A 26,492-nucleotide genomic window follows, 5' to 3' on the forward strand; every position below is an offset into this window, starting at 1 on the left:
CTCTTTGCGGGTATGTACCCATTTTCATAACTCAAGACTCATGAAAGTTTCTTAAAACACCTCGGTGTCCACCTCTGAATTGGCTTGGGCGTTGTAACGACTGCCATGGACAGTTTTCTCATTGATGAGCGCCTCGAGTTTGGCCATCATGTCCGAACCCAATTGAATGTTCACTGCACCCAAATCGTCCAGTAAATGCTGCTCACTGGTGGTGCCTGGAATCGGAATGATGTGCGGCGCTTTGTGCAGCAACCAAGCCAATGCCAGTTGCGCTGGTGAGCAACCGGCCTCATTCGCCAACTGTTGGTAAGGCGCAAAGAGCTTGAAATTGGCCGCGTAATTTTCTGCGGTGAAACGGGGCATGGACTTGCGAATGTCTTTGGCATCCAAGCCTTGAATGTCAAGCGGTCCACATAAGAAACCCCTGGCCACAGGACTGAAGGCAACAAAGGCTGTACCCAACTCTTCGCAAGCTTTGAGTACCGCAATTTCCGGGTTGCGTGTCCACAGGGAATACTCTGTTTGTACCGCTGCAATGGGATGCACGGCATGGGCTTTGCGCAGCGTGTTGGCCGATACTTCTGACAAGCCAATGCTCTGAATTTTTCCTTGCCGAACCAAATCGCTGAGGGCACCTACGCTGTCCTCAATGGGTACTTTTTTGTCCCAACGGTGCAGGTAATACAAATCAACCACATCGGTTTGAAGTCGCTTGAGTGCCTCTTCACAGGTCTTGCGAATGGTTTCGGGACGGCCATCAATGACACGCACCAATTTGCCATCACCGTTGACATCGACCCCGGTCATGCCACATTTGCTAGCCAGAGTGAATTTCTGACGGTGCGATTTCAGCACCTTGCCCACCAAATTTTCATTGGCACCAAAGCCATACAAAGCAGCCGTATCAAACAAGGTGACGCCAGAATCCAAGGCCGTCAGCAAAACCTTTTCTGCTTGTGCTTCCGAGACTGGCGCGCCATAGGCATGGCTCAGGTTCATACAACCCAAGCCAATTTCACTGACTTGGAAGGGACCGAGTTTTCTGTTTTTCATACGCTGACCTTTTGTGAAGATAGAGACCATGCGGGCAAGGGTGCTGAGCGGTGCAAGACATCTTGGTGCAACCAAGTGGCACTTTTGCGCGCACGCTCGGCCACGATGTCCAATGGCAATTGTTGGTAGTCGTCGTTGAAGACCTCGAAGCTGTAGTCGCCGCGATAGCCAATGCGCTCAAGTCGCAAAACCAAATCGGCCAACTGATCACTGTGCACGCCCTCCCCCGGAAACACACGGAAGGTGCGTGCTGTGGTCATGCGCTCTTCAAACGAAGGCGTTTCATTCCACATGAAATCGGACAGCTGCGCAAGATAAATGCGATCAGGGTCTATGTCTTCAATGGCATCAAGTGAAGTCTTGGCTGCAAAGATGTGAAATGAGTCAATGCCAATGCCCAAGTTGGGGCAGTCTGCACGGCAGACCACATCCCAACTGGTGGTGAATTCGTTGACGGTGCGACCCCAAGACAAACCTTCGTAGGCCACCTTGATGCCCAAGGGAATGGCCATCATGGCGAGCTTTTTCAAATCCTTGGCAATGAGGTCCAAATCGTCTGTGGCGTGGCGTGATGTTGATGAGCAAGCCAGCAACACTTTGCTGCCCGTTGCGGCGCACATTTCCAACATGGATTTGGCAATGTCAACTTTGTAGCTGTGCAAATGGCCAGACAGACCTTCAAAGTCTCGCAGCACTTGAAACCCGGTGGGGCGCAAGCCACTGTCTTGAACAGCTTTGACTGCGGCTTTCACACCCCCTGGATGACCCACCAAATCTCGCGCCATCAGCATGACCTGAGAGAAACCCACACTTTTCATGGCTTCTAATTTGGCCTCGAGTGGGCCAGCCATCGTGATGGTGTCCATGCCATAACCGTCCAGCATATTCATGGCAACTCCTCAAGTCGATTGATGAACCAGCTCAAAGGAGACCGAGCCCAAGGCACTGCGCGTGAGGGCGCCCCGATCTTCAGGATGCAACTCTTTGGACTCAACAAATTCAACACCGTTGGCTTTGAGCGTTTTGACAGCCTGTGCCACGTCTTTCACGCCAAAGCCAATGCGCTTGAGAGACTCAGGCGAATCATCAACTTCCATCCAGGGATCGGGTTCAATGAGCTGCCAGAGAAACTGGCCGCAAGGGCTCTTCATCAATTTGCCTTTAGGCAAGATGCCAAAGCGCTCTTCATCGGGAATGACACTGAAGTCAAACATGTGTTCATAGTAGGCCAGCCAGTCTTCACTGCGTGATGCGCCAATGTACTGCACCACACCAAAGTAGCTCATGTCAGCCACAGCCGTAGGATGCTGATCGACCGTGGGAATGGGTTTGAAATCGATGTCGTAAATGGAAAATTCTTGCCAACGATCAACAAAGTAATAGCGCGTGCCGCCAGGACCATGAATGGCTGGAATGTGCAGTTCCATGGCCTGCGCATGGCTGGCCACTGACCAAGCACCCAAATCAATGCAACGGGTGTGCGCCTTCAGCGCATCTTGCACTCGAAATGCCACCGCAGAAATTTCGGCTTGACCATCGGCTGTGGCACTGACGCGCGCATCATCAGGGTTGGCGTTGACCACCAAGTTCATGCCGCCTTGGCGATACAAAGTGACCTCACGTGAACGGTGACGGGCAATGGGCCGGAAGCCCATCGACTCCAACACCTGACCTAAAGCTTGAGGACGATTTGTGGCGTACTCAATGAACTCAATGCCTTGAATGCCCAAACGGTTGGGCATTTCTGGAACGGCTTCGCGGTCAGCTGTGCGTAAATTCATGGCTCACTCCCCTTTTCTTTCAGCCCAAACGGGCCACACTGCGCAAGACGTTGGCGGTGCTTGTCTTGAACCCGAAGTATTCCAGATAAGCAGGAATTTGTTCAAACAACATGTCTGAACCCACTTGAACCCGGCAGCCTCTTTGTTGTGCCGCCAGCAAGAACGCCGTCATCTCTGTGCGCATAACCACTTCACCCACAAATGTCTCAGGCGCAATTCGCGAAACGTCCATTGGCAAAGGGTCGCCCTCGTTCATGCCCATGGGGGTTGCATTCACAACCAAGTCATGGCCATCAGGGTCATTGGAACCTGTCTTGACTTGGATGTGTGGATATTCGTTCACAAGCCGCTGTGCCAAGCCCTCACATGCGGATGTATTGACATCAAACAAACTGATGGCAGCAATTTTTTCAGCAGCCAGTGATGCGGCAATGGCTGAGCCAACACCGCCCGTGCCGACCACCAAGACGCTTTTGCCAATCAGCTTAAATCCTTTCCGTTGAATGCCGCGAACAAAGCCCGCGCCATCAAACATGTCACCGACCAAGCGCCCTTGCGCATCGCGTTTAACGGCATTGCATGCCCCGGCCACTTTGACGGTAGGCGTCACTTCGTCCAGAAGGTCTAAGGTACTCACCTTGTGCGGCATGGTGATCAATGCACCTCGGATGTTGGTCAACTCGAACACCGACTTTAAAAATGCAGGGTAATGCGCAGCCTGGCAACCCATGGGCACCACCAATGCGTTGATGCCCTCTTTCTCAAAGTAAGGGTTGTAAATCAGGGGTGATTTGAAGCTGTGGGTTGGATAGCCAATGTGGGCGATCAACTCTGTGTTGCCGTCAATGTTCATGATCTAGAAGTAAAAATGCGAAGCCTCAAGACACGCTAAGAGGCTTCGCATGGGGACTGCCAATAAGGTCTTAGAAGGACCTGAACTGCTAAAAATTATTTGCGCAGCTTGGCCAATTCAGCTTGCAATTCAGCAACCGTGCCGGCAATCGCATCACCGTGCTTGGCAATGACAGGCTTCATCTTGTCGCGCAAGATGGCCATTTCAGAAGCAGGCAGCGTTGTGATTTGCATGCCATTTTTACGCAGGTTGTCTGTGATGCTGGCAGACAAGTTACGCGACTGTGTGCGCTGGTGCTTGGTCGCCTCGACCATGGCATCTTCCATGATTTTCTTTTCTGCCGCTGTCAGACCATCCCAGAATTTTTTGCTCATCAGCACAGACTGTGGGTTGTATTGGTGGTTGCTCAAGACCATGTGCTTTTGCACTTCGTACAACTTGGCAGAGTTGATCGTGGCCACTGGGTTTTCTTGACCGTCCACAGCGCCCTGCTCCAAGGCGGCGTACAACTCAGGAAATGGCAGTGGCGTTGGATTAGCGCCTAAAGCTTTCACCCAGTCAACGTTGATGGCGTTGGGAATCACGCGCAGTTTCAAGCCTTCGATGTCAGAGACTTTGTTGATGGCGCGCTTGCCATTGGTCAGGTTCCGGAAACCCAATTCAAAATAGCCCAGGGCGATGATGCCTTTGTCGGCCAATTTGGCGTGCATTTTTTTACCAAAGGGACCGTCTACCACTGCATCGGCTTCAGCCGCGTTGGCAAACATGAAGGGGAAGTCAAACACTTCAAAGTCTTTCACTTGGCTGGCCAAAATGCCAGAGTTCAAAGACACCATTTCAAGTGCGCCGCCTTGAATGGCCGACACGTTGGCCTGGTCACTGCCCAAGGTGCCACCTGGGAACAAATTGACTTTGATCTTGCCGCCAGATTTGCTCTCCACAACTTCTTTGAATTTTTCCATGCCCAAAACAACGGGGTGACCCGCAGCATTTTGGTTGGCAAACTTGATGGTTTTCTCTTGTGCAGAGGCTACGCCCATGGCTGCCAAGGCCACCGCGGCCAATACAGTCTTGATCAAAACACGTTTCATGTCAGTGTCTCCTGATGAATTTAATGGTCGTACGCCGAACAAGGATTCCAAAGTCTGGCGTACCCGAACAGACTGTGGAAAGAAAAAATCAATAAAACCAGCGCGCTGGCACCATCACCAAAGCAGGCCAAGCCACCATGGCAAACATGATGGCAAATTGCGCCACCATGAAAGGCATCACACCGCGTGTTACTTCGTCCATGCTGACCTTGCCAACGCCCGCAACGGCATTCAGCACAGTCCCCACAGGAGGTGTGATCAAACCAATGGCGTTGTTGATGATGAACAACACACCAAAATAAACAGGGTCGATACCTGCTGCTTTGACAACAGGCATCAGCACAGGTGTCAACAACAGAATGGTTGGCGTCATGTCAAGTGCCGTGCCCACTACCATGGTGATAACCATGATGGTGAACATCAGCAGACGGGGGCTGTCCAGCAAAGGTTGCAACAATGCAATCAATTCAGCGGGCAGATTGGCCACCGTGATCAACCAAGCCGACACCATGGCAGCGGCCACCAAGAACATCACAATGGCACTGGTTTTGGCAGCGGACACAAACAGCGGCACCATGGTTTTGAAATTCAGTTCTTTGTAAATGAAGACTGAAATCAACAAGGCGTACATGGCCGCGACCACAGCGGCTTCAGTGGGCGTGAAAACACCAAACTTCAAGCCAAAGACCACGATCAAGGGCAGGACCAAGGCCCATGTTGCTTGACGCATGGCTACACCGATTTCAGCCATGGATTTGCGGGGTGGCACTTGCACCACTTCTTTGCGCGCCAACCACCACCAAGTGACCCACAAAGATGCACCCAGCAAGACGCCCGGGACAATACCGGCCATGAACAATTTGGAAATTGACACATTGCCTGCCACGCCAAAAATGACAAAGCCAATGCTTGGCGGAATGACAGGCGCAATGATGCCGGCAGAAGCAATCAAACCCGCAGATCGCGCACGGTCATGACCCGCAGCCACCATCATGGGCAAAAGCAATGAAGCCAGCGCAGCCGCATCGGCCACGGCAGAACCAGACAAGGCAGCCATGATGACAGCGGCCATGATGGTGACGTACCCCAAGCCACCTTTGATGTGACCTACGCAGGCCATGGCAAAGTTCACGATGCGGCGAGACAAACCACCCGCATTCATGATTTCACCTGCCAACATGAAGAAAGGCACTGCTAGCAGCGGAAAGCTGTTGGAGCCTTCGATCAAGTTTTGAGCCAATATTTGTGCATCAAACATGTTGAGGTGGACCATCAGGGCCACACCGCAAATGAGCAAAGAAAAAGCAATGGGCACGCCGAGAGCCATCGCGCCCAGCAAGGAAAGGACAAATACAGCAATGGTCATTTGAATGTTTCTCTGTCTTTTGGGGCTGGTTCAGCGGGTTTCACCATGTGGCGCATCTTCAGACTCTTGGAACATCATCAACTCTTCTTCCTTCATCTGGCCCGTGATCAATTTGATGAAATCAAGCGCAATCAAAAGGCTGCCCAACACCGCAAAAATGATGCCTGGGAAGTAAACCCAGCTCATCGAGACTTCCATCACAGCACTGGTACTGGTCCAGTTGATGATGGCTTGTTCAGATGCGCCTTTGAACAACAGCCAGCAGCACATCAACATGAGCAATTGCGACAAGCCCATGCAGATTTTTTTTCCGAATGGGCCAAGGCGCCCCACCAGCATGTCAGTTCCTAAGTGCTCATGCGTTCGCAGCGCCACCACTGCGCCCAAGAAAGTCATCCACACAAACAACCAACGCGACAACTCTTCTGACAAGGTAATGCCAGAGTTAAATCCATAGCGAAGCAACACATTGCCAAAGACCAATACCACCATGGCGGCCATGAATGCCGCAATCAAATACTCAATGGCCTTGCATGTGATGTCCAAAAAACGAGTCATCTGCGAATTCCTAAAATGGGCTCAGCCCATAATGTACGAACTAGTTAGTTTTTATTGATAAGTAGTTACCCTTAGTTCATGAAAAACTTGGGCTTGCCTGTTGCGATCAAAGAACTTGAGCAAGCGCTCTGTTTATGCGCAAACGTAACTGACCATCATGTCGACCACTTGCGCTTTTTTCAAAGTCTGGGCCTTACCTTGCGGCGATTTGCTTTTAAAGATCAAACCAAAGGTGTGCTGATTCGACACATTGAAAAATGTCAAAGCAGAAATGGCAGAGTGAATTTCAAGCGGCGTCAGGTTTTTCTTAAAGACGCCCTTCTTCACACCACGGTTGTACAAGTCCTGAATGGTTTGGAGTGCTGAGCCATTGAGCTTTTGAATTTCTTTGCTTTGTGCAAGGTATTCACCACGGTGCACGTTCTCACTCATCACAAGACGAATGAATTCTTCGTTGCTTTGGTGGTGATCGTAGGTGAACTCCACCAAGCGCCGAAGCGCAGCTTCTGGTGACAAATCATTCAGATGCAGATTGGCTTCAATTTGTCGCATGCGCCCATAAGCAGCCTCTAAGACCGCCACATACAAGCCTTCTTTGCTACCGAAGTAGTAGTAGATCATGCGCTTGCTGGTACTGGTGGCCGCCGCTATTTCATCAATTCGCGCGCCTGCAAGGCCTTTGTCGGCAAATTCGGTGGTGGCGACGCGCAAGATTTCGGCCATGGTCCTTTCGGGATCATTGGTTCTTGGCGTGCTGGTTTTGCGTGAGGCTGAAGTGGTTGAAGTCGTCATTTGATCAATGTACCGTTTGGTTAATTATCAAATGAACAGTGGCCAAAGGTCAACAGGCCATACCCTGCTCCAAGGGATGGCCTGCATGCTGTGATGCGTTGATCAAGCGTTCAATTGCAATTCCAAGTTGTGCAAGACCTTGTAGCAAGGCAGGACTTGCGCCACGCTGGAATTGGGCTCTCTGCCCTCTTTGATGGCAGCAAAGAACTCGCGGTCCTGTAGCTCAATGCCGTTCATGGAAACGTCCACTTTCGACACATCAATTTGCTCTTCTTTGCCTGTGTACAAATCATCGTAACGGGCCAAGTACGTGCCTGTATCACCGATGTAGCGGAAATAAGTGCCCAAAGGGCCATCATTGTTGAAAGACAAGCTCAATGTGCAGATGGCACCATTGGCCGCTTGCAACTGAATGCTCATGTCCATGGCAATGCCCAAGGTGGGATGAATGGGGCCTTGAACCGCATTGGCTTTAACGATGGAGCTGCCCGCTTGGTAAGCAAACAAATCAACCGTGTGGGCAGCGTGGTGCCAGAGCAAGTGATCGGTCCAGCTGCGCGCTTGGCCCAAAGCATTCATGTTGGTGCGTCGGAAGAAGTACGTTTGTACATCCATCTGCTGGATATTGAACTCACCGGCCTTGATCTTTTTGTTGACCCATTGGTGGCTGGGGTTGAAGCGACGTGTGTGACCGCACATGGCCACCTTGCCTGCCTCCTTGGCCAAACGCACCACTTCTTCAGCATCTTTCCAGCTGTCAGCCAATGGAATTTCGACCTGAACGTGTTTGCCCGCCTTCAAACAAGCAATGGACTGCGACGCGTGCATTTGCGTCGGCGTGCACAAAATCACAGCATCCACTTCAGGCAAAGCCAAACTGTCAGCCAAATCGGTGGTGACATGGCCGATGCCATATTTGTCAGCCACCTCTTTGGTTTTGGCGAATTCACGGCCAATCAATGACACCACTTCAACGCCATCGATGTTCTTGATGCCATCCAAGTGCTTGATACCAAACGCACCCACTCCGGCCAGTGCAACTTTGATTGTTTTAGACATGTTTAATTTCCTCAGTTCAAAATTTGTTCTCTAAGATCACATGACCCACCGCCGTGTTGGAAGCGGGAACATGGTAAAAGCGTTGTTTCAGTTCAGGGGCTTTGCCACCTGTCACATCGTTCATGGCGCCGCGAGCAATCAGCCACATCACCAACTCGATGCCTTCGCTACCCGCTTCACGCACATAGTCGATGTGGGGAATATTGGCTGCGGCTTGAGGGTCACTGATCAGCTTGTCTAAGAATGCATTGTCAAAGTCTTTGTTGATCAAGCCTGCGCGCGCGCCTTGAAGTTGATGACTCATGCCACCCGTGCCCCAAATGTGCACGTTGATGTCTTGGTCGTAGCTTTCAATGGCTTTGCGAATGGCTTTGCCTAAATTGAAGCAACGCTGACCACTGGGCACAGGGTACTGCACCACATTGACGGCAAACGGAATGACGGGGCATGGCCATTCAAAATGTTCGGCGGGCGGTTGGCCACACATCAAAGACAAAGGCACAGTCAGGCCATGGTCCACGTCCATCTTGTTGACGATGGTGAGGTCAAAGTCTTGTTGAATGACCGATTGCGCAATGTGCGAGGCCAATTCAGGATGCCCTTGGACAACAGGCACTGGGCGAGGACCCCAGCCTTCATCCGCAGGCTGAAACTGTGCCGCCGTGCCAATGGCAAACGTCGGAATGAAGTCGAGACTGAAAGCAGTGGCATGGTCGTTGTAGACCAAGAAAATCACATCGGGCTTGTTGTCCTTCATCCATTGTTTGCCGTACTCGTAACCCTTGAAAACAGGTTGCCAATAAGGCTCTTGGGTTTTGCCCAAATCAAGGGCGGCACCAATGGCTGGAACGTGTGATGTGAAAACGGAGGCTGTAATTTTGGCCATGGTCAATTTACTTTCTTACCAGCGGAGCCTTGAGGTTGGTTGTGCGCTTGGGCATCACCGTTCTCACCTACAAAACGGTTGCCTTCAACGGAGCGGCCACCGCTGATCATCATGTTGCGGTACTCCTCCTCCGTCATGCCAGTCATAGAGCCCGCCATTTGCTGGAAGCTCTTCCCATCGGTGGCACCAATTTTGGCTAAGAAATAAATGTTGCCGCCCGTGCGCATGCACCAGTTCAAGTCGCGTGCCATGACCGCTTGCTTTTGTTCTTCGGTCATCTGCCACTCGTCCAAATAAGCACGTTCATTGGCTTTGAACCGTTCCCGGTTTTCGGCCTTCATGAGGGACATGCAAAATTGGTTGATCCAATAGCCTTTGCGGCTTTGCTCGGCATCAAAAATGATGGTGCCAGGCACATCCAAATAAGGTTTCTCGAGCGCCATCAAACGTTCTCCTCAGGCCAGTACAAACGCATTGGGTTATTGACCAACAATTTTTTCTGTAACTCTGGCGTGGTGGCAATGTGCGGAATGAAGTCCACCAACAAGCCATCGTCTGGCATGTGCTTTTTCAAATTGGGGTGAGGCCAATCGGTTCCCCACAACACGCGGTCGGGAAATTCATCAACGATGGCTTTGGCAAAAGGCACCACATCTTGGTAGGCGTTTTGCTCGCCATTCAAAGCAGGCGCACCCGTCACCGACAATCGCTCTGGGCAAGTGACCTTGCACCAAACATTGCTGTGCTCACGCATGAATTTCAAGAACAATTGAAATTGAGGCCCCTCAACTGGCAACTTCACATCGGGTGTGCCCATGTGATCCACGACCACTACAGTAGGCAAACCTGTGAAAAAGTCCCACAACTCCGGCAAGTCCACAGCTTCAAAATAAATCACCACATGCCAGCCCAGCTTGGCAATGCGGCCGGCAATTTCCATCAACTCATCTTTGGGTGTGAAATCCACCAACCTTTTGACAAAGTTAAAGCGAACGCCGCGCACACCTGCTTCGTGCATGGCTTGCAATTCTTCATCCGTGACGCTGCGTTTGACCGTGGCCACGCCTCGCGCCTTGCCATTCGAGTGAAGCAAGGCATCGACCGTTGCACGATTGTCGGAGCCGTGACAGCTGGCACCCACCACAATGTTGCGAGAAAAACCCAAATGATCACGCAATGCAAACAACTGCTGCTTAGAGGCATCGCAGGGTGTGTACTTGCGCTCTGGTGCATAAGGAAATTCAGCACCTGGGCCAAAGACGTGGCAATGCGCATCCACCGCACCTTCAGGCAATTTGAATTTAGGTTTGCTGGGGCCTGAATACCAATCCAGCCAGCCGGGGGTCTTTTGAAATTCCATTTAGATACTCACTCAGTTCAATGATTAATCGGGTTTGATGTTGGCTTCACGCACCAATTTTTCGTAGCGTTGACGTTCACTTCGAATCAAGTTGGCAAACATTTCTGAAGAACCGGGAATGACTTCGCCACCCACAGCATTCATGCGTTCTTTCACTTCTTTGGTTTGCAATGCTTTTTGAATTTCAGCATGCAACTTTTGCACCACAGGCTTGGGCGTCGCAGCAGGCGCCACCACACCGTACCAAACGGATGCTTCGAATCCAGGGAAGCCAGACTCTGTAATGGTGGGTACATCAGGATAAATGGCGCTGCGTGTGGGACTCAACACAGCCAAAACTTTGAGCTTGCCACTTTTTGCATGCGGCAACACTTCCAAGGCATTCACGGCCACCAAGGGCAACTGTCCGCCAATTGCATCGGTAATGGCAGGTGAACCACCCTTGTAGGGAATGTGTTGCAAATCAATGCCTGCCGCTTTGGCAAAAAATTCAATGGCCATGTGAGGGGTTGAGCCGTTGCCTGGACTTGCAAATGCAATTTGGCCTGGCTTGGCTTTGGCTGCTGCGATCAGTTGGGCCACCGTTGTGTAGGGCACATTGGGGTTGGCCGCAATGACAACCGGAACACGGCCCACCAAAGACACGGCTGTTAATTCTTTTTCGGCATCAAATGGCATGGGCTGATACAAAGCCATGTTGGCCGCCAACGCATTGGCTGCCATCATCAAAGTGTAGCCATCGGGCTCGGCTGTGATGACCGACTTCACGGCAATGTTGGTACCGGCACCGGGTTTGTTTTCAACGATGAAACTTTGACCCAATTGCGCGGCCAAGCTCTGGCCCAAAGTGCGCGCCACCACATCCACCGCGCCGCCAGGCGCATAACCCACCACCATCTTCACGGGTTTGTTGGGATAGTTGGTCGTTGTTTGCGCCAACACGAGGCTGCTAGAGAAAGCAGCCAAGACCACGCAAAGTGTTTGTGTCAATGAACGAATCGGTTTCATAGGATCTTTCAAGCTTAAGTTTTCAATCGCGGGCTGTGCCGCGCAAACCTGAACGCTGCAAGGCTTTGTCCAACTCACCGCTGCGCGAGACTTCTTTGGCAAAATTTTCAACAAAGGATCGACCTGCTTCGCGTCCTTTGGGGATGGCAATGGCCAAATTTTCAAGCCCCCATCGTCCCGTCAAGACACGACTGCCTGGCAAGGCATCGGACATCTCAAACAAAATACCTTTGTTAGTGGCAAATGCATCAATTTGTTTTGAGTTCAACAGGATTTGGGCTTGTGCCAGTGATTCTGCAGGGACGACTTTGGCCAATTTAAAGCGTTGAGTGAGCACGCCTTGAGAAGAACTTCCTTGGCTCACTCCGACGCGCATACCGGCTTGATCAATGTCGTTCAGCGACGTGAGTGGGCTTGCGCCGATCACCAAATAACCCAGCTCCAAACGAACCAGTGGTTCTGTGAAATCCATGTCCTTGGCTCGCACGGCTGTAGCGTTGGTGAATGTCATGTCGACCTTGCCGTCTTTCAACGCATCCAACACTTGCGCCACTCGGTCAAATTCAACGACCTGCACCGGCACATTCAAGCGCTTGGCCATGCCTTTGCCCAAATCCAATGCAATGCCGACACTCTCCCCTGTCTTGGGGTCTTTCACCCAAGATGTGGGGCTGCCAGGATAGACTCCCACACGAAAAACACCAGTGGGCGCCAAGGCTTGACGCACTTCAGTAGAAACCGATTCCGCTTTGGCGCGTGCATTGTTTTCGGTTGTTTGATGAACAACCGTCAAGTTGAAACAAGCGCTGAGCGACAAGCTCAACAAGGCCACACTCAAGCCTCGCCATGCGAGCTGGAAATGAGGGTTTGAAATCATGCGAGTTCCTGTTTATAGTGAATGTGATTCAAGCAAAGCTTGATTCATCAGTCGATGTATTTCAGGCCAGCCTTGGCCAAAGGTTCACGCATGTTGTACATGTCCAAACCTAAAACACCAGCGGCCAATTTGGCGCGTTTCTCGCCTTCGTTGGCTTCGCGCGCTTCAGCGGCATCGGCCACTTTTTGCGCCCAAGCAGCGGGTACCACCACCACGCCATCGTCGTCGGCAACCACTGCATCGCCGGGGTTCACATTGACACCGGCACACACCACCGGAATGTTGACGGATCCCAATGTGGACTTGATGGTGCCTTTGGCGCTGATGCCTTTGCTCCAAACAGGAAAGCCCATGGCAGTGAGTTCGCGCACGTCACGCACACCGGCATCGATGACCAAGGCTTTGGCACCGCGGGCCATGAAGGAAGTGGCCAGCAAGTCACCAAAGAAACCATCACAGTTGTCGGCACTGATGGCCGCAACCACGATGTCGCCCGGTTGAATTTGTTCTGCCACCACGTGCATCATCCAATTGTCACCAGGGTGCAGCAATACTGTGACGGCTGTGCCTGATACAGGCACACCGCTGTAGATAGGACGCATGTACTTTTGCATCAAACCCACGCGGCCCATGGCTTCGTGCACCGTGGCCACGCCAAAACGGCCCAGTTTGTCGACGGCTACTTTGTCTGCGCGCGTGATGTTGCGCTTCACAATTCCAAGTTCTGTCATGTCAATTCCAATGGTTAATTTGCAATGATTTAAATGTGCTGCGGCTTAAAGACCTTTGGCCTTCAGGTGCGCATCTAAACGGGGGAACACACGGCGTGTGTTGCCTTCGTAAATTTTGTAACGTTGCTCATCGTTCAAGATGTTGGACGATTGAATGTAACGCTTGGTATCGTCAAAGTAGTGGCCTGTTTCGGGATCGATACCGCGCACAGCACCAATCATTTCAGAGGCAAACAAAATGTTGTCAACAGGAATCACTTTGGTCAACAAATCAATGCCTGGCTGGTGGTACACACAAGTGTCGAAGAAGATGTTGTTGAGCAAATGGTCTTGTAGCAAAGGCTTTTTCAATTCTTGGGCCAAGCCGCGGAAACGACCCCAGTGGTAAGGCACCGCACCGCCCCCATGCGGAATGAGGAACTTCAAGGTCGGAAAGTCTTTGAACAAATCGGAGGTGAGGCACTGCATGAAGGCCGTGGTGTCAGCATTCAAATAGTGCGCGCCGGTGGTGTGGAAGCAGCTGTTGCAGCTGGTGCTCACGTGAATCATGGCTGGAATGTCGTACTCCACCATTTTTTCGTAGATGGGGTACCAGTGCTTGTCGCTCAAAGGCGGTGAAGTCCAGTGGCCGCCTGAGGGATCGGGATTCAAGTTGATGCCCACATTGCCGTACTCTTTCACGCAGCGCTCCAACTCGGGAATGCAAGTTGCAGGGTCAACGCCAGGTGACTGGGGCAACATGGCCACAGGCACAAAATTGTCTGGGAACAATTGGCTGACCCGATAGCACAACTCATTGCAAATGGCCGCCCACGTGGACGACACGTTGAAGTCGCCAATGTGATGGGCCATGAAACTGGCGCGAGGGCTGAACAAGGTCAAGTCAGAGCCGCGCTCTTTCATCAAACGCAGTTGGTTGGTCTCAATGGACTCACGCAACTCATCGTCGCTGATTTTGAGATCCGCCACTTTGGGACCCAGCTCGGGTGTGTTCAAGTTGGCAATTTGCGCATTGCGCCAATTTTCCAAAGCTTTGGGCGCCGTGGTGTAGTGACCGTGGCAGTCGATGATCAAAGGTTGTTTGTGACTCATGAAGCGATCCAATCGAAAAAATGAAAAAAGAAATTAAGCAGAATGACCCGACCACAAGGACCTTGGCACCATGGCCTCGCCTCGCATCAGCAGTCTGGCCGTTCTGAGCAATGCGGCCTGTGTGACGTTTTGGCCACCTGGTAAATGGGGTGCAGGTTCGGTTTGCAAAGCCACGCTGAACTCGCCTGTCGGATGTTCAACCGACACATTTTTGGCAGCACCAGTGGGCATGACAGCGATGCCATCACACACAGAACCCTCCAACACGCAAGCCGTACCCACAGTGACGGCTGCCAACACACCGATGGCATCGTGGCACACATGCGGAATGAAACTGCGTGTGCTCAAAGCACCACCCTTTTGGGGTGGTGCAATGAGGGTCATCTTGGGGTAATTTTTTTGGCTTACATCACCCAAACCCATCAACAAAGACACTTGCAAACGCAGCGCCTCAATTTTGGTTTTGAGTTCGGTGTCGGCATTCATGTCCGCCACGGATTCGTACCCTGTGCGGCCCACGTCAGTTGCTTTGAACATCACCAAGGGCATGCCGTTGTCGATGCAAGTGACGTCGATGGTGAATGGCTCAAAGCCAGCACCACTCACGGTCAAGGTGTCTTTCACGCGGCCTGTGGGCAACAAGCCAGAACAGACAGAGCCCGCCGTGTCTAGGAAGTTGATGGTCACGGGTGCAGAAGTGCCAGGTGATCCATCGATGCGAGCTGTTCCCTCGTACTGAACCATGCCGCCGCGCGTGTCCACGGTGATGTCACATTGCATGTCGGTGTTCAATGTCAATACACGGAAAGTGCTTTGATCACCCTGCACGTCCACCATGCCTGTTTCGATGGCGAATGGCACCACAGCGGCCAACATGTTGCCGCAATTGGGCGTGGTGTCGACAGTCTCTTTATCGGGTTGCAGTTGGGCAAACAAAAAGTCCAATGCCACGCCAGGAACGGAACTCTTGCGAACAATGCCCACCTTGCTCGTTAAGGGATGTGCGCCGCCCAAACCATCGATCTGACGTTTGTCTGGGGAGCCCAAGGCGGCCAACAAGACTTTGTCACGCAATGAGATGTCAGCGGGCAAATCGGCCTCATTGAAAAACGGCCCTTTAGAGGTGCCGCCTCGCATCATCAGGCAAGGGATCGCGGTTTGTGCGGAAGGTTTCATGGTCCTAGCTCGATAGCCCAACAGGGGCCAAATTGAAGACTGAATTCTCCAACTTGAGAGCGTCAATGCCTAGGCTTCTAAGGCACTATCAGCTAGAACAAACCGACATAACCAGCCACCGGTTATGGCAAAATAGCCTCATGGACCTCAAGCAACTGGAATACTTCGTCAGAGTGGCAGAACTGGGCAGCTTTACCCGCGCAGCCCTGGCCTTGAACGTGGCCCAGCCTGCTTTGAGCCGGCAAATTCGCTTGCTGGAGGTTGAGTTGAGGCAAAACCTTTTGAAGCGCAATGGCCGAGGTGCAAGTCCCACGGAGGCTGGTCAGTTGTTGCTGGAACATGGCCGCGGGATTTTGCATCAGGTTGAAAGAGCGCGAGAGGAATTGGCCCGGGCCCGCAGCGGCCTCACAGGACGTGTTGCCTTGGGACTTCCGCCCAGCGTTGCGCGCGTCCTGACGGTGCCCCTCACCCGCGCCTTTCGCGAAAAAATGCCAGATGCCCATTTGTCGATCAGCGAGGGCTTGTCGGCAGGCATGCAAGAAAGCCTGCTGTCGGGACGATTGGACATTGCCCTGCTCTACAACGCTACCAGCACCACAGGCTTAGAGTTGTCGGCGTTGGTGCAAGAAGAACTCTGGCTGATTCAACCCAGACCGCCAGGACTTCAAGAGGACCCACCACCGCCCGCCATCCCACTCAAAGAAGTTTCTCGTTTGCCTTTGGTCATTCCCAGCCGGCCCAACGCCATTCGCATGCACGTCGAAGCTGAAATGGCCAACATCGGTTGTCGCCCAGAAGTTGCACTCGAAATTGACGGCGTGACTGCCATCTTAGAATTGGTGGCCGACGGCGCTGGCAACGCTATCTTGTCGCGCAATGCTGTCACGCGCTCCATCAAACCATCCGCCTTTGTGACAAGGCCTATTTCAGAGCCACGCATGAGCATTCAACTGAGCAGTGCCGTCAGCTCACAAAGACCCAGCACATTGACACAGCAGGCTACACTGAATCTAATTCGCGACACCGCACAACAATTGCTTTAAAACTTTGAAATTGTGAAATCATTGATCATGAAAAAATTGACTTGGACTGCCCATGCCCTTTTGGCACTCACCGCTTCACTCACTGCATCACTCAGCACGGCGCAAACGGCTGCGCAGAACTATCCGCAAAAGCCAATTCGCATGATTGTCCCTTTTACACCGGGCGGTAGCACTGACATCTTGGCGCGCTCTATCGGTCAAGAATTAAGCAAAGCCTGGGGCCAAAGCGTGATCATTGAGAACATCGCCGGTGCCGGTGGCAGCATTGGCGCCGACAAGGCAGCCAAATCTCCCGCAGATGGCTACACCCTGCTGATGGGACACATTGGCACTTTGGCCGTCAACCCCAGCCTGTACCCCAAACTGCCTTACAACCCAATCAAAGACTTTGCACCTGTGGCATGGGTTGCGCGAGTGCCCAATGTGCTGGTGGTGAATCCCAATGTGCCTGCTAAAAGCGTTCAAGAATTGGTTGCTTTGGCCAAATCCAAACCGGGCCAATTGAGTTACGGCTCGGGTGGCAACGGCAGTGCGGCCAACTTGGCCACCGAGTATTTCAAGATGCAAACGGAAACGGCAATTTTGCACATCCCTTATCGCGGCACGGCACCCGCTGTGACCGATTTGATGGGCGGTCAAATTCAAATGCTGTTCACAGGCGCGCCCGCCGTGATGGGCCAAGTGAAGAACGGTCAATTGCGCGCATTGGCCGTGTCCAGTCCCAAACGACTCGATGCCCTGCCCGACTTGCCCACTGTGGCCGAAGCCGGCTATAAAAATTTCGAAGCCGATCAGTGGTACGGCGTGGTGGCACCTGCGGGCACGCCGCGTGACATTGTGTTGAAACTCAATCAACAGATCAATGTGGCACTGAACTCAGCAGAGTTGAAAAAACGTTTGAACACAGAAGGCGCAGTGGCCACACCCGAAACGCCAGAAGCTTTTGGCAAATTGATTGCCCAAGAAATTGAACGCTGGCGTCCTGTGATCACGTCAGGACGCGTTAAAGCAGATTGAGATTTTTCAACTGCCAAAGCAGCGCATTCAATGTGAAAAATGAGGCCATGGTGGTGACCAGCAGTGCTGCTGCACTCAAGCCATCGTGGCCGTGCTTTTGCGTCAAGATGGGATAAATGCCAAACATGGGCATGGCACAGGTGAGTAACGCAGCGACGCGCAACACCGGATCTTGAATCGGCAGCAAGAACGTCATCACCACGAGCATCATCAAGGGGTGCAACACCAACTTGCCTGCAGCAATTTGCGCCACGCGCGGCCCCATGCCTTGCACTGGCAAGCTCACCAAACTGCCACCGATGACAAACAGCGACAAAGCGCCGCTGGCTTGTGCAAACAAACTGACGGTTCGGCCAAGACTGGAAGGCAATTGCCATTCAAACCAAGAGAATAAAAAGCCCAGCACAATACCCCAAATCATGGGGTTGTAGAACATGCCTTTCAGGGTTTGCCAAATGATGCCTTGCCAACGGCTTTTGCTCTGACCTGTTTCGGCCCAGGCCAACAACAAAGGAATGATGATCAGGTTCTCGACCATCATGTTGAGCGCAAGTGCAACACCGGCCACCGAGGCCAAAGGCCCCAAACTCAAGAGCATGACAGGATAGCCCACAAACCCACTGTTAGGGCAACTCATGCCCATGGCCAAGCAACTGCTCAAGCTCCGACTGACTTTGCTCACGCGCAGCGCCCAAGCAATGCTGAGGCTCAATGTGAACAAGGACGCCAAGGCATAGGCCGTCACATACTCAGCATTCAAAATGTCACTGACTTTGCGCTGCGACAAAGCATTGAACAACAATGCCGGCATGGCCACCTTCACCACAAACGTGCCAAAGGCTCGCATGTCGGTTTTCTGAAAGAAGCCCCATCGGGTGAGGCCATACCCCAGCGCAATGGCAATGTAGATAGGGGCCGTGATGGCCAGAATGTCAAACATCAAACACCTTGTTGACGCGCCGCAAGCAAACAGTCGGCATAGTCTTGCCACGTTGCGTCTTTGGGCAAGTGTTGGAACACACCCTGCGCGGCTTGATCGGCCACCCATTGCTGCTTGTCGGCCGTGGCCAAGGCCATGAAGGGCTCAAAGCCTACTTCTTTGACCGTATTGGCGGCTTCGCGCATTTCTTCAGCTCTGCGTTTGCCATGCTGCACCACGCGGCTGAAAAAATACGCCCCCTGCAAGGACCAATCAATTTGCGGAAATGTTTCTTGCAAGGTGGGCAAGACGTGCGCTTCCACACCATAGGCACGCGCCGTGGCGTAACTTTCGATGACCAAGGCTTCCAAGCCCTTGATCATGACGCTGCGACTCATTTTGATGGCGCTGGCCACGCCCAATTTGTCACTCACTGATTTGGCATCCAGGCCCCAGGCCTGCAGCGATGCCGCCAAGCTTTGAGATTGCGCGCCGCCCAACAGCATCGGCACCTTGATGCCGTAAGGTGGAACAGACGTCATCACGCCGGCTTCAACATAGATGCCGCCAGCGGCATCGATGAGTGCCGCGCAGGCTTGCTTGGTGCCAGGCGAGGCAGAATTCAAATCCAGATATACCGTGCCTGGCCGAATACTTTGCGAAGCTTGCTGGGCCACCGACAAAGTATTGGAAGCGGTCACCGCAGAGATGATGAATTGGCTTTGCGCGCAAAGCTCTGCCATGGCGCCGACGGTCTGAATGCTGTGCTGCGCAGCATGGGCTTGCTCGGCGGCTTGTAGGCTTAGAGGTGTTGGCGCAGCAAACTTCAAATCCCACGCTGACACCGATGTCACTCCAGGCTTTTCTTTGAGACCCAAGGCAAATGTTTTGCCCACTTCACCGTAACCAATCAAACCAATTTGTGTGAACTGCATGTCGATGTTTTCTGTGAGAGATGAAGTGTATGGATTGAATCAGGTTTATTGTTTGGCGATACCAGCGCGTTGAATCACATCGCCCCAACGTCTGGTTTCACTGCTGAGCAGATCGGCCGCCTGTTGCAAGGTGCCAGGCTGAGGATCGACATTCATGTCGATTAATTTTTTTCGAACGTCGGGGTTGTTCAGGGCAGATTGAATTTCTTGGTTCAAACGCTGAACGATGTCGCGGGGTGTTTTGGCAGGTGCGGCCAACGCATTCCAGGATGCAGCGTACAAAGTTTTAACACCCGCTTCTTTGGCCGTGGGTACTTGTGGCAATGCAGCCGCACGTTTGTCGCCTGTCACGGCCAAGGCGCGCAATGCTTGGCCTTTGATTTGCGGCAACACAGGTGCCAGAATTTCGACGCCCACATCAATTTGGCCACCGCGCAAAGCCGTTAAGACTGCGGGGGTGCCATTGAAAGGCACCACTTGTGCATCAATGCCTGCAGTTGATTTGAACAGTTCTGCTGCCAAATGCTGCGTGCTGCCCACGTTGATGCTGCCAATGTTGAGCTTGCCGGGGTTGGCCTTGGCAAAAGCAAGCAAATCGGCCAAGCTGGCAAACTTAGACTCTTGGGGCACCACAATCGCAATGTCAAAGGTGCCTAAGACTGACAAAGGGATGAGGTCTTTTTCAGCGTCATAGGGCAAGCTTTTGAACAAGCCAGCACTGACCGCAGTGGCATTGGACATCAAGAGCAAGGTGTAGCCATCGGGCGCTGATTTGGCTACAGCATCGGTGGCCACCACACCGCCAGCGCCTGGCTTGTTTTCGATCACGATGCTTTGACCCATGTTCTCACCCATCTTTTGCGCGACGGTGCGGGCAGTTAAATCGGCGACACCGCCAGCGCCGAAAGGCACCACAATTTTGAGCGCTTTACTGGGGTAGGCTTGCTGACCAGAGGCCCAAGTGCAGCAAGCGAGGCAAAGTGCCCATATAACAGTTTTGAATGGGGTGGTTGTGCGAAACATATCAAGCGGCCTTTTCAATGGCTAACAGTCGGTCAATCACACGGCGCGACATCACACCACCCGCATCGATCGACAATATTTTGAGTTTGCGTTCTGGAAATGCCAGCAAGTTTTTTTGCTGACGCTCAAGCATGTCCAAATCTTCACTGAAAATTTTGCCCTGCCCTTCGCGAATTTGCGCTGTCAGTGTTGCGTCTTCAGGTTTGAATTGACGCACCATGCCCCAGAAGTAGTGAATCGATGTTTCGGTTTCAGGCGTGATGAAATCAACCACCACGCTGTAGGCTTTGTCTTTAGGGTCGGCGTGGTACCCCCCTTTGCCAGCCAACGCCACACCCACTTCAATCAGCACATGACTGGGGGGCGTGAATTTGCAAATTTGCCACCGGTCTACAGTGGCTTCATCGTCGAGGTCATTGGCACGCATGGCCATCTTCCAAAAAGGTGGCGCCTTGATGCCTTCCATGAATCGGCTGGTGGTAACACAGTCGCCTTCTGTCACTGTGCGGCTGGGCGTTTCATCAATTTCTTGTTGACCAATGCTGGTGCTGTGAACATAAGTTTCGTGCGTGAGGTCCATCAAGTTGTCGATCATCAAACGGTAATCGCACGCAATGTGATACAGCCCACCGCCATAGGCCCACTTGGGATTCTCAAACCATTCGAACACTGGCATTTGCGCAGGATCGACTTTGGTTTGATCGCCTGGCCAGACCCACACAAAACCATAACGCTCAATGACGGCATAGGCCTTGACGGGCTCAAAGTTGCGGACCTGATGTCCGGGCATGTTGACGGTGTGTCCGTCACAGCCCATCACCAAACCGTGGTAGCCACAGACCAACTGTCCGTTGCAAACTCGGCCCAAAGACAAAGGCGCGCCGCGGTGCGGACAGAAGTCTTGAACAGCCGAGACTTTGCCTTCAGCATTTTTGTAAAACACCATGGCCTCGTTGCAAATTTTGCGGCCTAAGGGTTTGTCTGTGATCTCATGGGCCTGACAGGCCACATACCAAGTATTTTTCAAGAACATGTCAAATCCTCATCTTGCAGTGCCACGTACTTCCAATGAATTCATGGGAAGTTGACATTTCATTTTATACGGCATCACCCAAAACACTTGCGCCATCTGCAGGTGTGAGTGACTCTCAGACCGTCGTGACTGAAACTACCGCTGATGTCGGCATGTGAAATGACTAGGGTAATTACTCTTGGGTTGATAATTCAACTCAACATGATGCAAGGTGTGCAGCGCCTCCATGATTAACATAGAAAGACCCCATGCGACTTATCAGCTTTTTACTCAATCACACGCCCAGTTATGGCGCGGTTCATGGCAACAAAGTCTTGAATCTCACCCCGATTTTGGGCGCCGAGGCACCTGACCTCAAAACTTTGATTGCCAAAAAAATGTACGCGCAAGCTGAAGCCGCTTTAGCTAAGCATGCGCCCGATCTGGTTTTTGAAGATCTGCAACTTTTGCCTGTCATCCCCAACCCAGAAAAAATCATGTGTGTGGGTTTGAATTATCACGATCACGTGAAAGAAACTGGCCGCGACCTGACTGAAAAACCAGCCATCTTTTCACGCGTGAGTGCATCACAAGTAGGGCATGGCCAAGACATCATGCGTCCAGCCGAATCACACCGTCTTGACTATGAAGGCGAAATTGCCATCATCATTGGTGAGGGTGGCCGCCGCATTTCAGAGGCAGACGCTTGGCAACACATTGCGGGCTATTCTTGCTACAACGATGGCTCTGTGCGAGATTGGCAAAACTTCACAACGCAATGGACAGCTGGCAAGAATTTCTGGCGTACCGGCGGATTTGGACCCTGGATGGTGACCGCAGACGAAATCAAGCCGGGGCAAACACTCACCTTGAGCACTCGCTTAAATGGTGTGGAGTTGCAGCGCGCAACAACCGACATGATGATTCACAGCATCCCTCGCCAAATCGCCTACATTTCTACCTTTGTGCCGCTCGAACCGGGTGATGTGATTGTGACAGGAACTCCGGGCGGCGTAGGGAACAAGCGCACACCCCAGGTGTTCATGCAGCCGGGTGATGTCGTGGAAATTGAAGTCGATGCAGTGGGTATCCTGCGAAACACCATCAAAGACGATGTTGCTTAAGTCACTCTCCAAGTGACTCTGTGATCAGGCCGCATCAAAGCTTTGACGCTTTGCCATGGCACCCATGCGTTCACTGATTTCAAAAAACTGCGCCACCGTGCTGTCAATGATGTCTTTGGCGGTCTTGACTGAATCGATCAAGCCTGCCGACTGACCTGCCAGCGCCGGTGCTGCTTCCATGTCCCCTTGGAAGTAAACATTCAAGATGCCTTTCATGTCATCAAAGGACATGACGCCCTGTTCGTGAATGGCCGCCGTTCTGTCGGATTTCAAAGCTCGAATACACGGTGTTGATTTGGTGTTGAGCATCCAAGTGCCCGTTTCCTTGGAATTGACAATGGCGTTCTTGAAATTCTCATGAACTGGACTTTCGGCGCAACTGACAAAGCGGGTGCCCATTTGAATGCCCTCCGCACCCAAAGCAAAAGCTGCCGCCATTCCGCGGCCGTCTGAAATACCCCCCGCGGCAATGAGGGGCACATCGACTTTGGCGCGAATGGCTTGCAACAACACCAGGGTTGAAACATCTTCAGGATTTTTAAAGCCACCGCCTTCAGAGCCCTCCACCACCAAACCATCGATGCCAGCATCGACACACTTCATGGCAGCGTCCACTGTGGGCACGGCGTGATAGACCGTGATGCCTGCATCTTTCAGGGGCTGTATGAATTTGGCAGGGCTGCCTGCCGAGGTGGTGACAAACTTGACGCCCGATGCACAGACAAACTTCAGCATGGCATCGTCTTTCAAAAACCGAATGGGCAAATTGACGCCAAAGGGCAAATTCAATTCACGCATTTTGGTAATTTCGGCTTGGCAATTGGCCGTTTCGCCAGAGGACGTCTCAATGATGCCCAAGCCCCCTGCACGCGAGACCGCAGAGGCCAATTGTGTTCTGGCAATCCAGCCCATGGGGGCTTGCAAGATGGGGTACTTTGCACCCGTGTGAGCCAATACGCGATTCATCAAACTTCCTTAAGGCTTTCGCCCACATTAATGGCATCAAGCCCAGAACACACTACCTGATTTTTCGTACCAAGAAGCCACCTGACTTTCGACCGAGGCTTCAATGCGGCTGCGTTTGATTTTCATGGTGGGTGTCAGGAAACCGTTTTCAATGGACCATGCTTCATTGGCAATGACCAACATGCGCAGTTTTTCATAATCTGCCAATTCTGAATTAACCTGCGCCAGCAAGGTGGTCAGTTCACTTTCTACTTGCGCCTTCACTTCGGGCTCATGCATCTTGGGTCGAATGTCTTCAGACAAGACCACCATGGCATAGGCAGAAGGCTGAGACACGCCCGACACAATGCTCATCTCGATCATGGGGTGCACGTTGAGTTTGTTTTCAATGGGTGCAGGTGCAACATACTTGCCTTTGGAAGTTTTGAACAACTCCTTCACACGGCCTGTGATCTTGAGCAAACCATCGGCTCGCTGTTGACCTTGGTCACCCGTTTTGAAGAAGCCATCGGCCGTGAATGCTTCTGCGTCCAAGTCAGGGCGTTTGTAATAGCCCACCATTTGACCTGGCGACTTCACCAAAATTTCGCCCTCTTCGCTGATGCGTGCCTGAACACCTTCAAGCGGCACGCCCACACAACCAGGCGCATTGATGGCCTCGGTCGAGTTGTGAGAATATGCAAAGTCTTCCGTCATGGCGTAGCCTTCTAGAAGATTAAGGCCCAGCTTGCGGTACCACACAATCAGTTCAGCAGGAATTGGCGCGGAGCCACTGCCCGCCACAATGACTTGGTCCAGGCCCAAGCCCTTCAAAATTTTCTTGCGCACCAAACCACCGATGATGGGCAGACTGAGCAAGAGGTTGAGTTTGGCAGGCGGCATTTTGCTGAACACGCCTTGCTGAAACTTCAGCCACAAGCGCGGCACGGAAATGAACATGGTGGGTTTGGCACGGTTCAAATCTTGAATAAAGCTGTCCAAGGACTCCGCAAAAAACACATGCGTTTTGCCATGCACCAGTGAACTGGCACCCACCCAAGCCCGTTCAAAAACGTGAGCCAAAGGCAAGTAAGACAAGATGCGGTTGTCCTCGCGATCGCCCAAAGTTTCCTTCAGCGTTTTGACAATGCCTTCGGTTGCCGCAGAAATGCGTTCAAAGTTGTGCATGACGCCTTTGGGCTGCCCCGTCGAGCCAGAGGTGTACATGATCATGGCCAAATCGGTGGGGGCTCTTGCAATATCGCCCTCCAGAGAAGGCGTTTGGCGAACGACATCGTCCCACTTTGTGTAGTGGTTTTCCGGCGCCAATGGAAACGCAATGCACGGGATGCTGTTGGGCACAAAGGGGGCTTGCAAGGGCCATGTGTCTAATTTGCCCACAAACAAGAAACTGGCTTCGCTGTGGTCCAGTACATAGCGAATGGTCTCTCCAGACTCCGTCGGGAAAATGGCCACGGTGGTGCCACCTGCCATCCAAATGGCCAACTCGGCCATGATGAAGTGCGCACAGTTTTTGGACAAGATGGCCACCCTGGCGCCAGGCGCCAAGTTTTGAGTTTTCAAATACGCCGCCATCGAGCGGGCTTGGCGAAGTGTTTCGCGCCAGGTGTAATCGATCACCTGTCCCTGTCCAATAGGCTGTGTCATGTACACAAGTTCGGGCCTGGTTTTCTCATGTCCATAGACGTGATCCAAAATCAAAGAAGAATGGCTCATGGCTTGCTTTCAATTCAAAAAACTGGCGAAGTTCTGCAGGGATGTGCAGTGTCTTGCGGGGATCCAAGTGGATGGGGGGATTGTGCTGAGAAATGGCGCCAGAACCAGTCATTCAAGGATCTATTTGGCTAGGTATTTCCCTGATAAGACTTGGGTGAACCCATTTATGTTCAAATGCAGCCATTGCTCAAAGTTTGAGCACCGTTTCAGGGAAAACCATGTCGCAATTGTTAGTCCGCAAACTGTTGATTGATCTCAGCGCGCCCTTCCCCGCCAATTGGTGTGGTGGCGACGCCTTCAAGTCTGCTTTTTTCAATGCGCTCTCCATGAGCTTTCCTGTGGGCGAGCAATTTTTCATTGACTCTGTTCGCACAGGTTTCAAATCATTGCCCGAAAGCGAACAAGCCAAGTTCAAAACCGAAGTGCAAGGTTTTGTGGGACAAGAAGCCACGCATCGCCGTATTCATGCCTTGTTCAATGACCACTTGGAAACCATGGGGTTCCCCAATGTCATCGCCAAAAGGTCTGCTGCACGGGTCGTTAAAAATGCCAATCTGAACATCCGCATGCACGTCGGTGCAACGGCCGCAACCGAACACTTCACCGCCATCTTCGCCGAATGGATCTTGCGCCATCCCGAAGTGTTTGATGGCACTGAAGAACGACTCAAAACCATGTGGCTCTGGCACAGTGCTGAAGAATCAGAGCATCGCAGCACGGCCTTTGACATCTACAAAGCGCTGGGTGGCAACGAAGAATGGCGCATCCGACTGTTCCACATCATCACCGTGCAATTTTTGTCAGATGTGATGTGGCAAACGGTTCGCAACCTTTGGCATGATCGCCAATTGTTCAAGCTCAGCACGTGGAAAAGTGCCTATCAGTTGCTGCTATCGAAAGATGGCTTGTTCCGAGGCAATGTGGCTCACTGGCGTGAGTACAAATCACCCGAGTTCCATCCCAACCAGCAAGACGACCGTCTTTCAAGGGACTGGTTGCAACACAACCAAGAGCGTTTCACGGTGGTCGGTCAGAGCGTCTAAGTTTTGATACT

At 52.3% G+C, this 26,492-nt stretch carries 27 protein-coding genes; 4 read left to right on the forward strand and 23 right to left on the reverse strand.

What is annotated here, in order from left to right; genetic code table 11:
- Window positions 1–51 precede the first annotated feature (51 nt).
- The 17 genes from B9Z46_RS01845 to B9Z46_RS01925 all read right to left on the reverse strand — a co-directional run bounded on the left by B9Z46_RS01845 (window position 52) and on the right by B9Z46_RS01925 (window position 15,683).
- The gene (locus B9Z46_RS01845) at window positions 52–1,053 is read right to left on the reverse strand and encodes an aldo/keto reductase (protein ID WP_108254327.1); all 1,002 of its coding nucleotides are present in this window, start codon (window positions 1,051–1,053) and stop codon (window positions 52–54) included.
- Complete coding sequence (locus B9Z46_RS01850) at window positions 1,050–1,943, reverse strand: sugar phosphate isomerase/epimerase (RefSeq protein ID WP_108254328.1); 894 nt, start codon at window positions 1,941–1,943, stop codon at window positions 1,050–1,052. The genes B9Z46_RS01845 and B9Z46_RS01850 overlap by 4 nt, the downstream gene beginning before the upstream one ends.
- Before the next feature lie 9 nt (window positions 1,944–1,952).
- Window positions 1,953–2,834, reverse strand: coding sequence for a 4-hydroxyphenylpyruvate dioxygenase (locus tag B9Z46_RS01855; RefSeq protein WP_108254329.1), 882 nt, complete (start codon window positions 2,832–2,834; stop codon window positions 1,953–1,955).
- A gap of 19 nt (window positions 2,835–2,853) precedes the next feature.
- Window positions 2,854–3,687: a shikimate dehydrogenase gene (locus B9Z46_RS01860; RefSeq protein WP_108254330.1), complete on the reverse strand. Its 834-nt coding sequence runs from the start codon at window positions 3,685–3,687 to the stop codon at window positions 2,854–2,856.
- 95 nt (window positions 3,688–3,782) lie between these two features.
- Window positions 3,783–4,778, reverse strand: a complete 996-nt coding sequence (locus B9Z46_RS01865; protein WP_108254331.1) for a TRAP transporter substrate-binding protein — start codon at window positions 4,776–4,778, stop codon at window positions 3,783–3,785.
- Between the two features lie 88 nt (window positions 4,779–4,866).
- Complete coding sequence (locus B9Z46_RS01870) at window positions 4,867–6,144, reverse strand: TRAP transporter large permease subunit (RefSeq protein WP_108254332.1); 1,278 nt, start codon at window positions 6,142–6,144, stop codon at window positions 4,867–4,869.
- A 30-nt stretch (window positions 6,145–6,174) separates the two neighbouring features.
- Window positions 6,175–6,702 carry a TRAP transporter small permease gene (locus tag B9Z46_RS01875; protein WP_108254333.1) on the reverse strand — a complete coding sequence of 176 codons (528 nt, stop codon included), beginning with the start codon at window positions 6,700–6,702 and terminating at the stop codon, window positions 6,175–6,177.
- A gap of 132 nt (window positions 6,703–6,834) precedes the next feature.
- The gene (locus tag B9Z46_RS01880; protein ID WP_199220529.1) at window positions 6,835–7,494 is read right to left on the reverse strand and encodes a TetR/AcrR family transcriptional regulator; all 660 of its coding nucleotides are present in this window, start codon (window positions 7,492–7,494) and stop codon (window positions 6,835–6,837) included.
- A 102-nt stretch (window positions 7,495–7,596) separates the two neighbouring features.
- Complete coding sequence (locus B9Z46_RS01885) at window positions 7,597–8,553, reverse strand: Gfo/Idh/MocA family oxidoreductase (RefSeq protein ID WP_108254334.1); 957 nt, start codon at window positions 8,551–8,553, stop codon at window positions 7,597–7,599.
- Window positions 8,554–8,569: 16 nt separating this feature from the next.
- On the reverse strand, window positions 8,570–9,439 hold the full coding sequence (locus B9Z46_RS01890) for a class III extradiol dioxygenase subunit beta (protein WP_055360450.1): 870 nt from the start codon (window positions 9,437–9,439) through the stop codon (window positions 8,570–8,572).
- Between the two features lie 2 nt (window positions 9,440–9,441).
- Window positions 9,442–9,882 carry a protocatechuate 4,5-dioxygenase subunit alpha gene (gene ligA, locus B9Z46_RS01895; RefSeq protein ID WP_055360449.1) on the reverse strand — a complete coding sequence of 147 codons (441 nt, stop codon included), beginning with the start codon at window positions 9,880–9,882 and terminating at the stop codon, window positions 9,442–9,444.
- Entirely contained in the window at window positions 9,882–10,799 is a 918-nt protein-coding gene (locus B9Z46_RS01900) for an amidohydrolase family protein (RefSeq protein ID WP_108254335.1), read from the reverse strand. Before B9Z46_RS01900 ends, ligA begins: the two co-directional genes overlap by 1 nt.
- Before the next feature lie 24 nt (window positions 10,800–10,823).
- Window positions 10,824–11,807, reverse strand: coding sequence for a tripartite tricarboxylate transporter substrate binding protein (locus B9Z46_RS01905; RefSeq protein WP_108254336.1), 984 nt, complete (start codon window positions 11,805–11,807; stop codon window positions 10,824–10,826).
- A gap of 22 nt (window positions 11,808–11,829) precedes the next feature.
- The gene (locus B9Z46_RS01910; RefSeq protein ID WP_108254337.1) at window positions 11,830–12,684 is read right to left on the reverse strand and encodes a transporter substrate-binding domain-containing protein; all 855 of its coding nucleotides are present in this window, start codon (window positions 12,682–12,684) and stop codon (window positions 11,830–11,832) included.
- Window positions 12,685–12,731: 47 nt separating this feature from the next.
- Window positions 12,732–13,415, reverse strand: a complete 684-nt coding sequence (ligK, locus tag B9Z46_RS01915) for a 4-carboxy-4-hydroxy-2-oxoadipate aldolase/oxaloacetate decarboxylase (RefSeq protein ID WP_304597963.1) — start codon at window positions 13,413–13,415, stop codon at window positions 12,732–12,734.
- Between the two features lie 45 nt (window positions 13,416–13,460).
- Window positions 13,461–14,489 (reverse strand): amidohydrolase family protein, encoded by a 1,029-nt coding sequence (locus B9Z46_RS01920; protein ID WP_055361927.1) that lies wholly within the window; start codon window positions 14,487–14,489, stop codon window positions 13,461–13,463.
- Between the two features lie 51 nt (window positions 14,490–14,540).
- Window positions 14,541–15,683: a 4-oxalomesaconate tautomerase gene (locus B9Z46_RS01925; RefSeq protein WP_108254339.1), complete on the reverse strand. Its 1,143-nt coding sequence runs from the start codon at window positions 15,681–15,683 to the stop codon at window positions 14,541–14,543.
- A 140-nt stretch (window positions 15,684–15,823) separates the two neighbouring features.
- On the opposite strand from B9Z46_RS01925, the gene B9Z46_RS01930 reads away from it, so the two are divergent.
- Together B9Z46_RS01930 and B9Z46_RS01935 are read left to right on the forward strand one after the other, a co-directional pair.
- On the forward strand, window positions 15,824–16,726 hold the full coding sequence (locus tag B9Z46_RS01930; protein WP_055360443.1) for a LysR substrate-binding domain-containing protein: 903 nt from the start codon (window positions 15,824–15,826) through the stop codon (window positions 16,724–16,726).
- 27 nt (window positions 16,727–16,753) lie between these two features.
- Window positions 16,754–17,743 carry a tripartite tricarboxylate transporter substrate binding protein gene (locus B9Z46_RS01935; RefSeq protein ID WP_108254820.1) on the forward strand — a complete coding sequence of 330 codons (990 nt, stop codon included), beginning with the start codon at window positions 16,754–16,756 and terminating at the stop codon, window positions 17,741–17,743.
- Here B9Z46_RS01935 and B9Z46_RS01940 read toward each other — a convergent pair.
- From B9Z46_RS01940 to B9Z46_RS01955, 4 genes are read right to left on the reverse strand one after another with little or no spacing between them, the layout of a single operon-like run.
- The gene (locus B9Z46_RS01940) at window positions 17,730–18,683 is read right to left on the reverse strand and encodes an AEC family transporter (protein ID WP_108254340.1); all 954 of its coding nucleotides are present in this window, start codon (window positions 18,681–18,683) and stop codon (window positions 17,730–17,732) included. The genes B9Z46_RS01935 and B9Z46_RS01940 overlap by 14 nt on opposite strands.
- Window positions 18,683–19,597 carry an NAD(P)-dependent oxidoreductase gene (locus B9Z46_RS01945; protein ID WP_108254341.1) on the reverse strand — a complete coding sequence of 305 codons (915 nt, stop codon included), beginning with the start codon at window positions 19,595–19,597 and terminating at the stop codon, window positions 18,683–18,685. Before B9Z46_RS01945 ends, B9Z46_RS01940 begins: the two co-directional genes overlap by 1 nt.
- A 45-nt stretch (window positions 19,598–19,642) precedes the next feature.
- Window positions 19,643–20,620, reverse strand: a complete 978-nt coding sequence (locus tag B9Z46_RS01950; protein ID WP_108254342.1) for a tripartite tricarboxylate transporter substrate binding protein — start codon at window positions 20,618–20,620, stop codon at window positions 19,643–19,645.
- Between the two features lies 1 nt (window position 20,621).
- Window positions 20,622–21,653 carry an aromatic ring-hydroxylating dioxygenase subunit alpha gene (locus B9Z46_RS01955; RefSeq protein ID WP_108254343.1) on the reverse strand — a complete coding sequence of 344 codons (1,032 nt, stop codon included), beginning with the start codon at window positions 21,651–21,653 and terminating at the stop codon, window positions 20,622–20,624.
- A 248-nt stretch (window positions 21,654–21,901) separates the two neighbouring features.
- On the opposite strand from B9Z46_RS01955, the gene B9Z46_RS01960 reads away from it, so the two are divergent.
- Window positions 21,902–22,756: a fumarylacetoacetate hydrolase family protein gene (locus B9Z46_RS01960; protein WP_055360437.1), complete on the forward strand. Its 855-nt coding sequence runs from the start codon at window positions 21,902–21,904 to the stop codon at window positions 22,754–22,756.
- A gap of 24 nt (window positions 22,757–22,780) precedes the next feature.
- On the opposite strand, the gene B9Z46_RS01965 is transcribed toward B9Z46_RS01960, so the two are convergent.
- Window positions 22,781–23,722: a nitronate monooxygenase family protein gene (locus tag B9Z46_RS01965; protein ID WP_197274847.1), complete on the reverse strand. Its 942-nt coding sequence runs from the start codon at window positions 23,720–23,722 to the stop codon at window positions 22,781–22,783.
- Between the two features lie 36 nt (window positions 23,723–23,758).
- A complete protein-coding gene (locus tag B9Z46_RS01970; RefSeq protein WP_108254344.1) occupies window positions 23,759–25,438 on the reverse strand; it encodes an AMP-binding protein in 1,680 nt (559 codons plus the stop codon).
- A gap of 218 nt (window positions 25,439–25,656) precedes the next feature.
- Between B9Z46_RS01970 and B9Z46_RS01975 the strand changes: the two genes are divergently transcribed.
- Window positions 25,657–26,481 carry a metal-dependent hydrolase gene (locus B9Z46_RS01975; RefSeq protein WP_108254345.1) on the forward strand — a complete coding sequence of 275 codons (825 nt, stop codon included), beginning with the start codon at window positions 25,657–25,659 and terminating at the stop codon, window positions 26,479–26,481.
- Window positions 26,482–26,492 lie beyond the last annotated feature (11 nt).

The sequence above is a fragment of the Limnohabitans sp. Hippo4 genome, assembly GCF_003063605.1.
Classification (GTDB): Bacteria; Pseudomonadota; Gammaproteobacteria; order Burkholderiales; family Burkholderiaceae_C; genus Limnohabitans_A.

What these genes read in the sequence shown, in the direction of transcription:
- B9Z46_RS01975 (WP_108254345.1), top strand. Translation starts at nt 25,657, where the DNA reads ATGTCGCAATTGTTAGTCCGCAAACTGTTGATTGATCTCAGCGCGCCC.
- B9Z46_RS01855 (WP_108254329.1), bottom strand. Translation starts at nt 2,834, where the DNA reads ATGAATTTACGCACAGCTGACCGCGAAGCCGTTCCAGAAATGCCCAAC.
- B9Z46_RS01925 (WP_108254339.1), bottom strand. Translation starts at nt 15,683, where the DNA reads ATGAAACCTTCCGCACAAACCGCGATCCCTTGCCTGATGATGCGAGGC.
- ligA (WP_055360449.1), bottom strand. Translation starts at nt 9,882, where the DNA reads ATGGCGCTCGAGAAACCTTATTTGGATGTGCCTGGCACCATCATTTTT.
- B9Z46_RS01865 (WP_108254331.1), bottom strand. Translation starts at nt 4,778, where the DNA reads ATGAAACGTGTTTTGATCAAGACTGTATTGGCCGCGGTGGCCTTGGCA.
- B9Z46_RS01845 (WP_108254327.1), bottom strand. Translation starts at nt 1,053, where the DNA reads ATGAAAAACAGAAAACTCGGTCCCTTCCAAGTCAGTGAAATTGGCTTG.
- B9Z46_RS01955 (WP_108254343.1), bottom strand. Translation starts at nt 21,653, where the DNA reads ATGTTCTTGAAAAATACTTGGTATGTGGCCTGTCAGGCCCATGAGATC.
- B9Z46_RS01945 (WP_108254341.1), bottom strand. Translation starts at nt 19,597, where the DNA reads ATGCAGTTCACACAAATTGGTTTGATTGGTTACGGTGAAGTGGGCAAA.
- B9Z46_RS01885 (WP_108254334.1), bottom strand. Translation starts at nt 8,553, where the DNA reads ATGTCTAAAACAATCAAAGTTGCACTGGCCGGAGTGGGTGCGTTTGGT.
- B9Z46_RS01860 (WP_108254330.1), bottom strand. Translation starts at nt 3,687, where the DNA reads ATGAACATTGACGGCAACACAGAGTTGATCGCCCACATTGGCTATCCA.
- B9Z46_RS01880 (WP_199220529.1), bottom strand. Translation starts at nt 7,494, where the DNA reads ATGACGACTTCAACCACTTCAGCCTCACGCAAAACCAGCACGCCAAGA.
- B9Z46_RS01950 (WP_108254342.1), bottom strand. Translation starts at nt 20,620, where the DNA reads ATGTTTCGCACAACCACCCCATTCAAAACTGTTATATGGGCACTTTGC.
- B9Z46_RS01905 (WP_108254336.1), bottom strand. Translation starts at nt 11,807, where the DNA reads ATGAAACCGATTCGTTCATTGACACAAACACTTTGCGTGGTCTTGGCT.
- B9Z46_RS01935 (WP_108254820.1), top strand. Translation starts at nt 16,754, where the DNA reads ATGAAAAAATTGACTTGGACTGCCCATGCCCTTTTGGCACTCACCGCT.
- B9Z46_RS01940 (WP_108254340.1), bottom strand. Translation starts at nt 18,683, where the DNA reads ATGTTTGACATTCTGGCCATCACGGCCCCTATCTACATTGCCATTGCG.
- B9Z46_RS01900 (WP_108254335.1), bottom strand. Translation starts at nt 10,799, where the DNA reads ATGGAATTTCAAAAGACCCCCGGCTGGCTGGATTGGTATTCAGGCCCC.
- B9Z46_RS01960 (WP_055360437.1), top strand. Translation starts at nt 21,902, where the DNA reads ATGCGACTTATCAGCTTTTTACTCAATCACACGCCCAGTTATGGCGCG.
- B9Z46_RS01850 (WP_108254328.1), bottom strand. Translation starts at nt 1,943, where the DNA reads ATGAATATGCTGGACGGTTATGGCATGGACACCATCACGATGGCTGGC.
- B9Z46_RS01930 (WP_055360443.1), top strand. Translation starts at nt 15,824, where the DNA reads ATGGACCTCAAGCAACTGGAATACTTCGTCAGAGTGGCAGAACTGGGC.
- B9Z46_RS01870 (WP_108254332.1), bottom strand. Translation starts at nt 6,144, where the DNA reads ATGACCATTGCTGTATTTGTCCTTTCCTTGCTGGGCGCGATGGCTCTC.
- B9Z46_RS01970 (WP_108254344.1), bottom strand. Translation starts at nt 25,438, where the DNA reads ATGAGCCATTCTTCTTTGATTTTGGATCACGTCTATGGACATGAGAAA.
- B9Z46_RS01965 (WP_197274847.1), bottom strand. Translation starts at nt 23,722, where the DNA reads ATGAATCGCGTATTGGCTCACACGGGTGCAAAGTACCCCATCTTGCAA.
- B9Z46_RS01890 (WP_055360450.1), bottom strand. Translation starts at nt 9,439, where the DNA reads ATGGCCAAAATTACAGCCTCCGTTTTCACATCACACGTTCCAGCCATT.
- B9Z46_RS01910 (WP_108254337.1), bottom strand. Translation starts at nt 12,684, where the DNA reads ATGATTTCAAACCCTCATTTCCAGCTCGCATGGCGAGGCTTGAGTGTG.
- ligK (WP_304597963.1), bottom strand. Translation starts at nt 13,415, where the DNA reads ATGACAGAACTTGGAATTGTGAAGCGCAACATCACGCGCGCAGACAAA.
- B9Z46_RS01875 (WP_108254333.1), bottom strand. Translation starts at nt 6,702, where the DNA reads ATGACTCGTTTTTTGGACATCACATGCAAGGCCATTGAGTATTTGATT.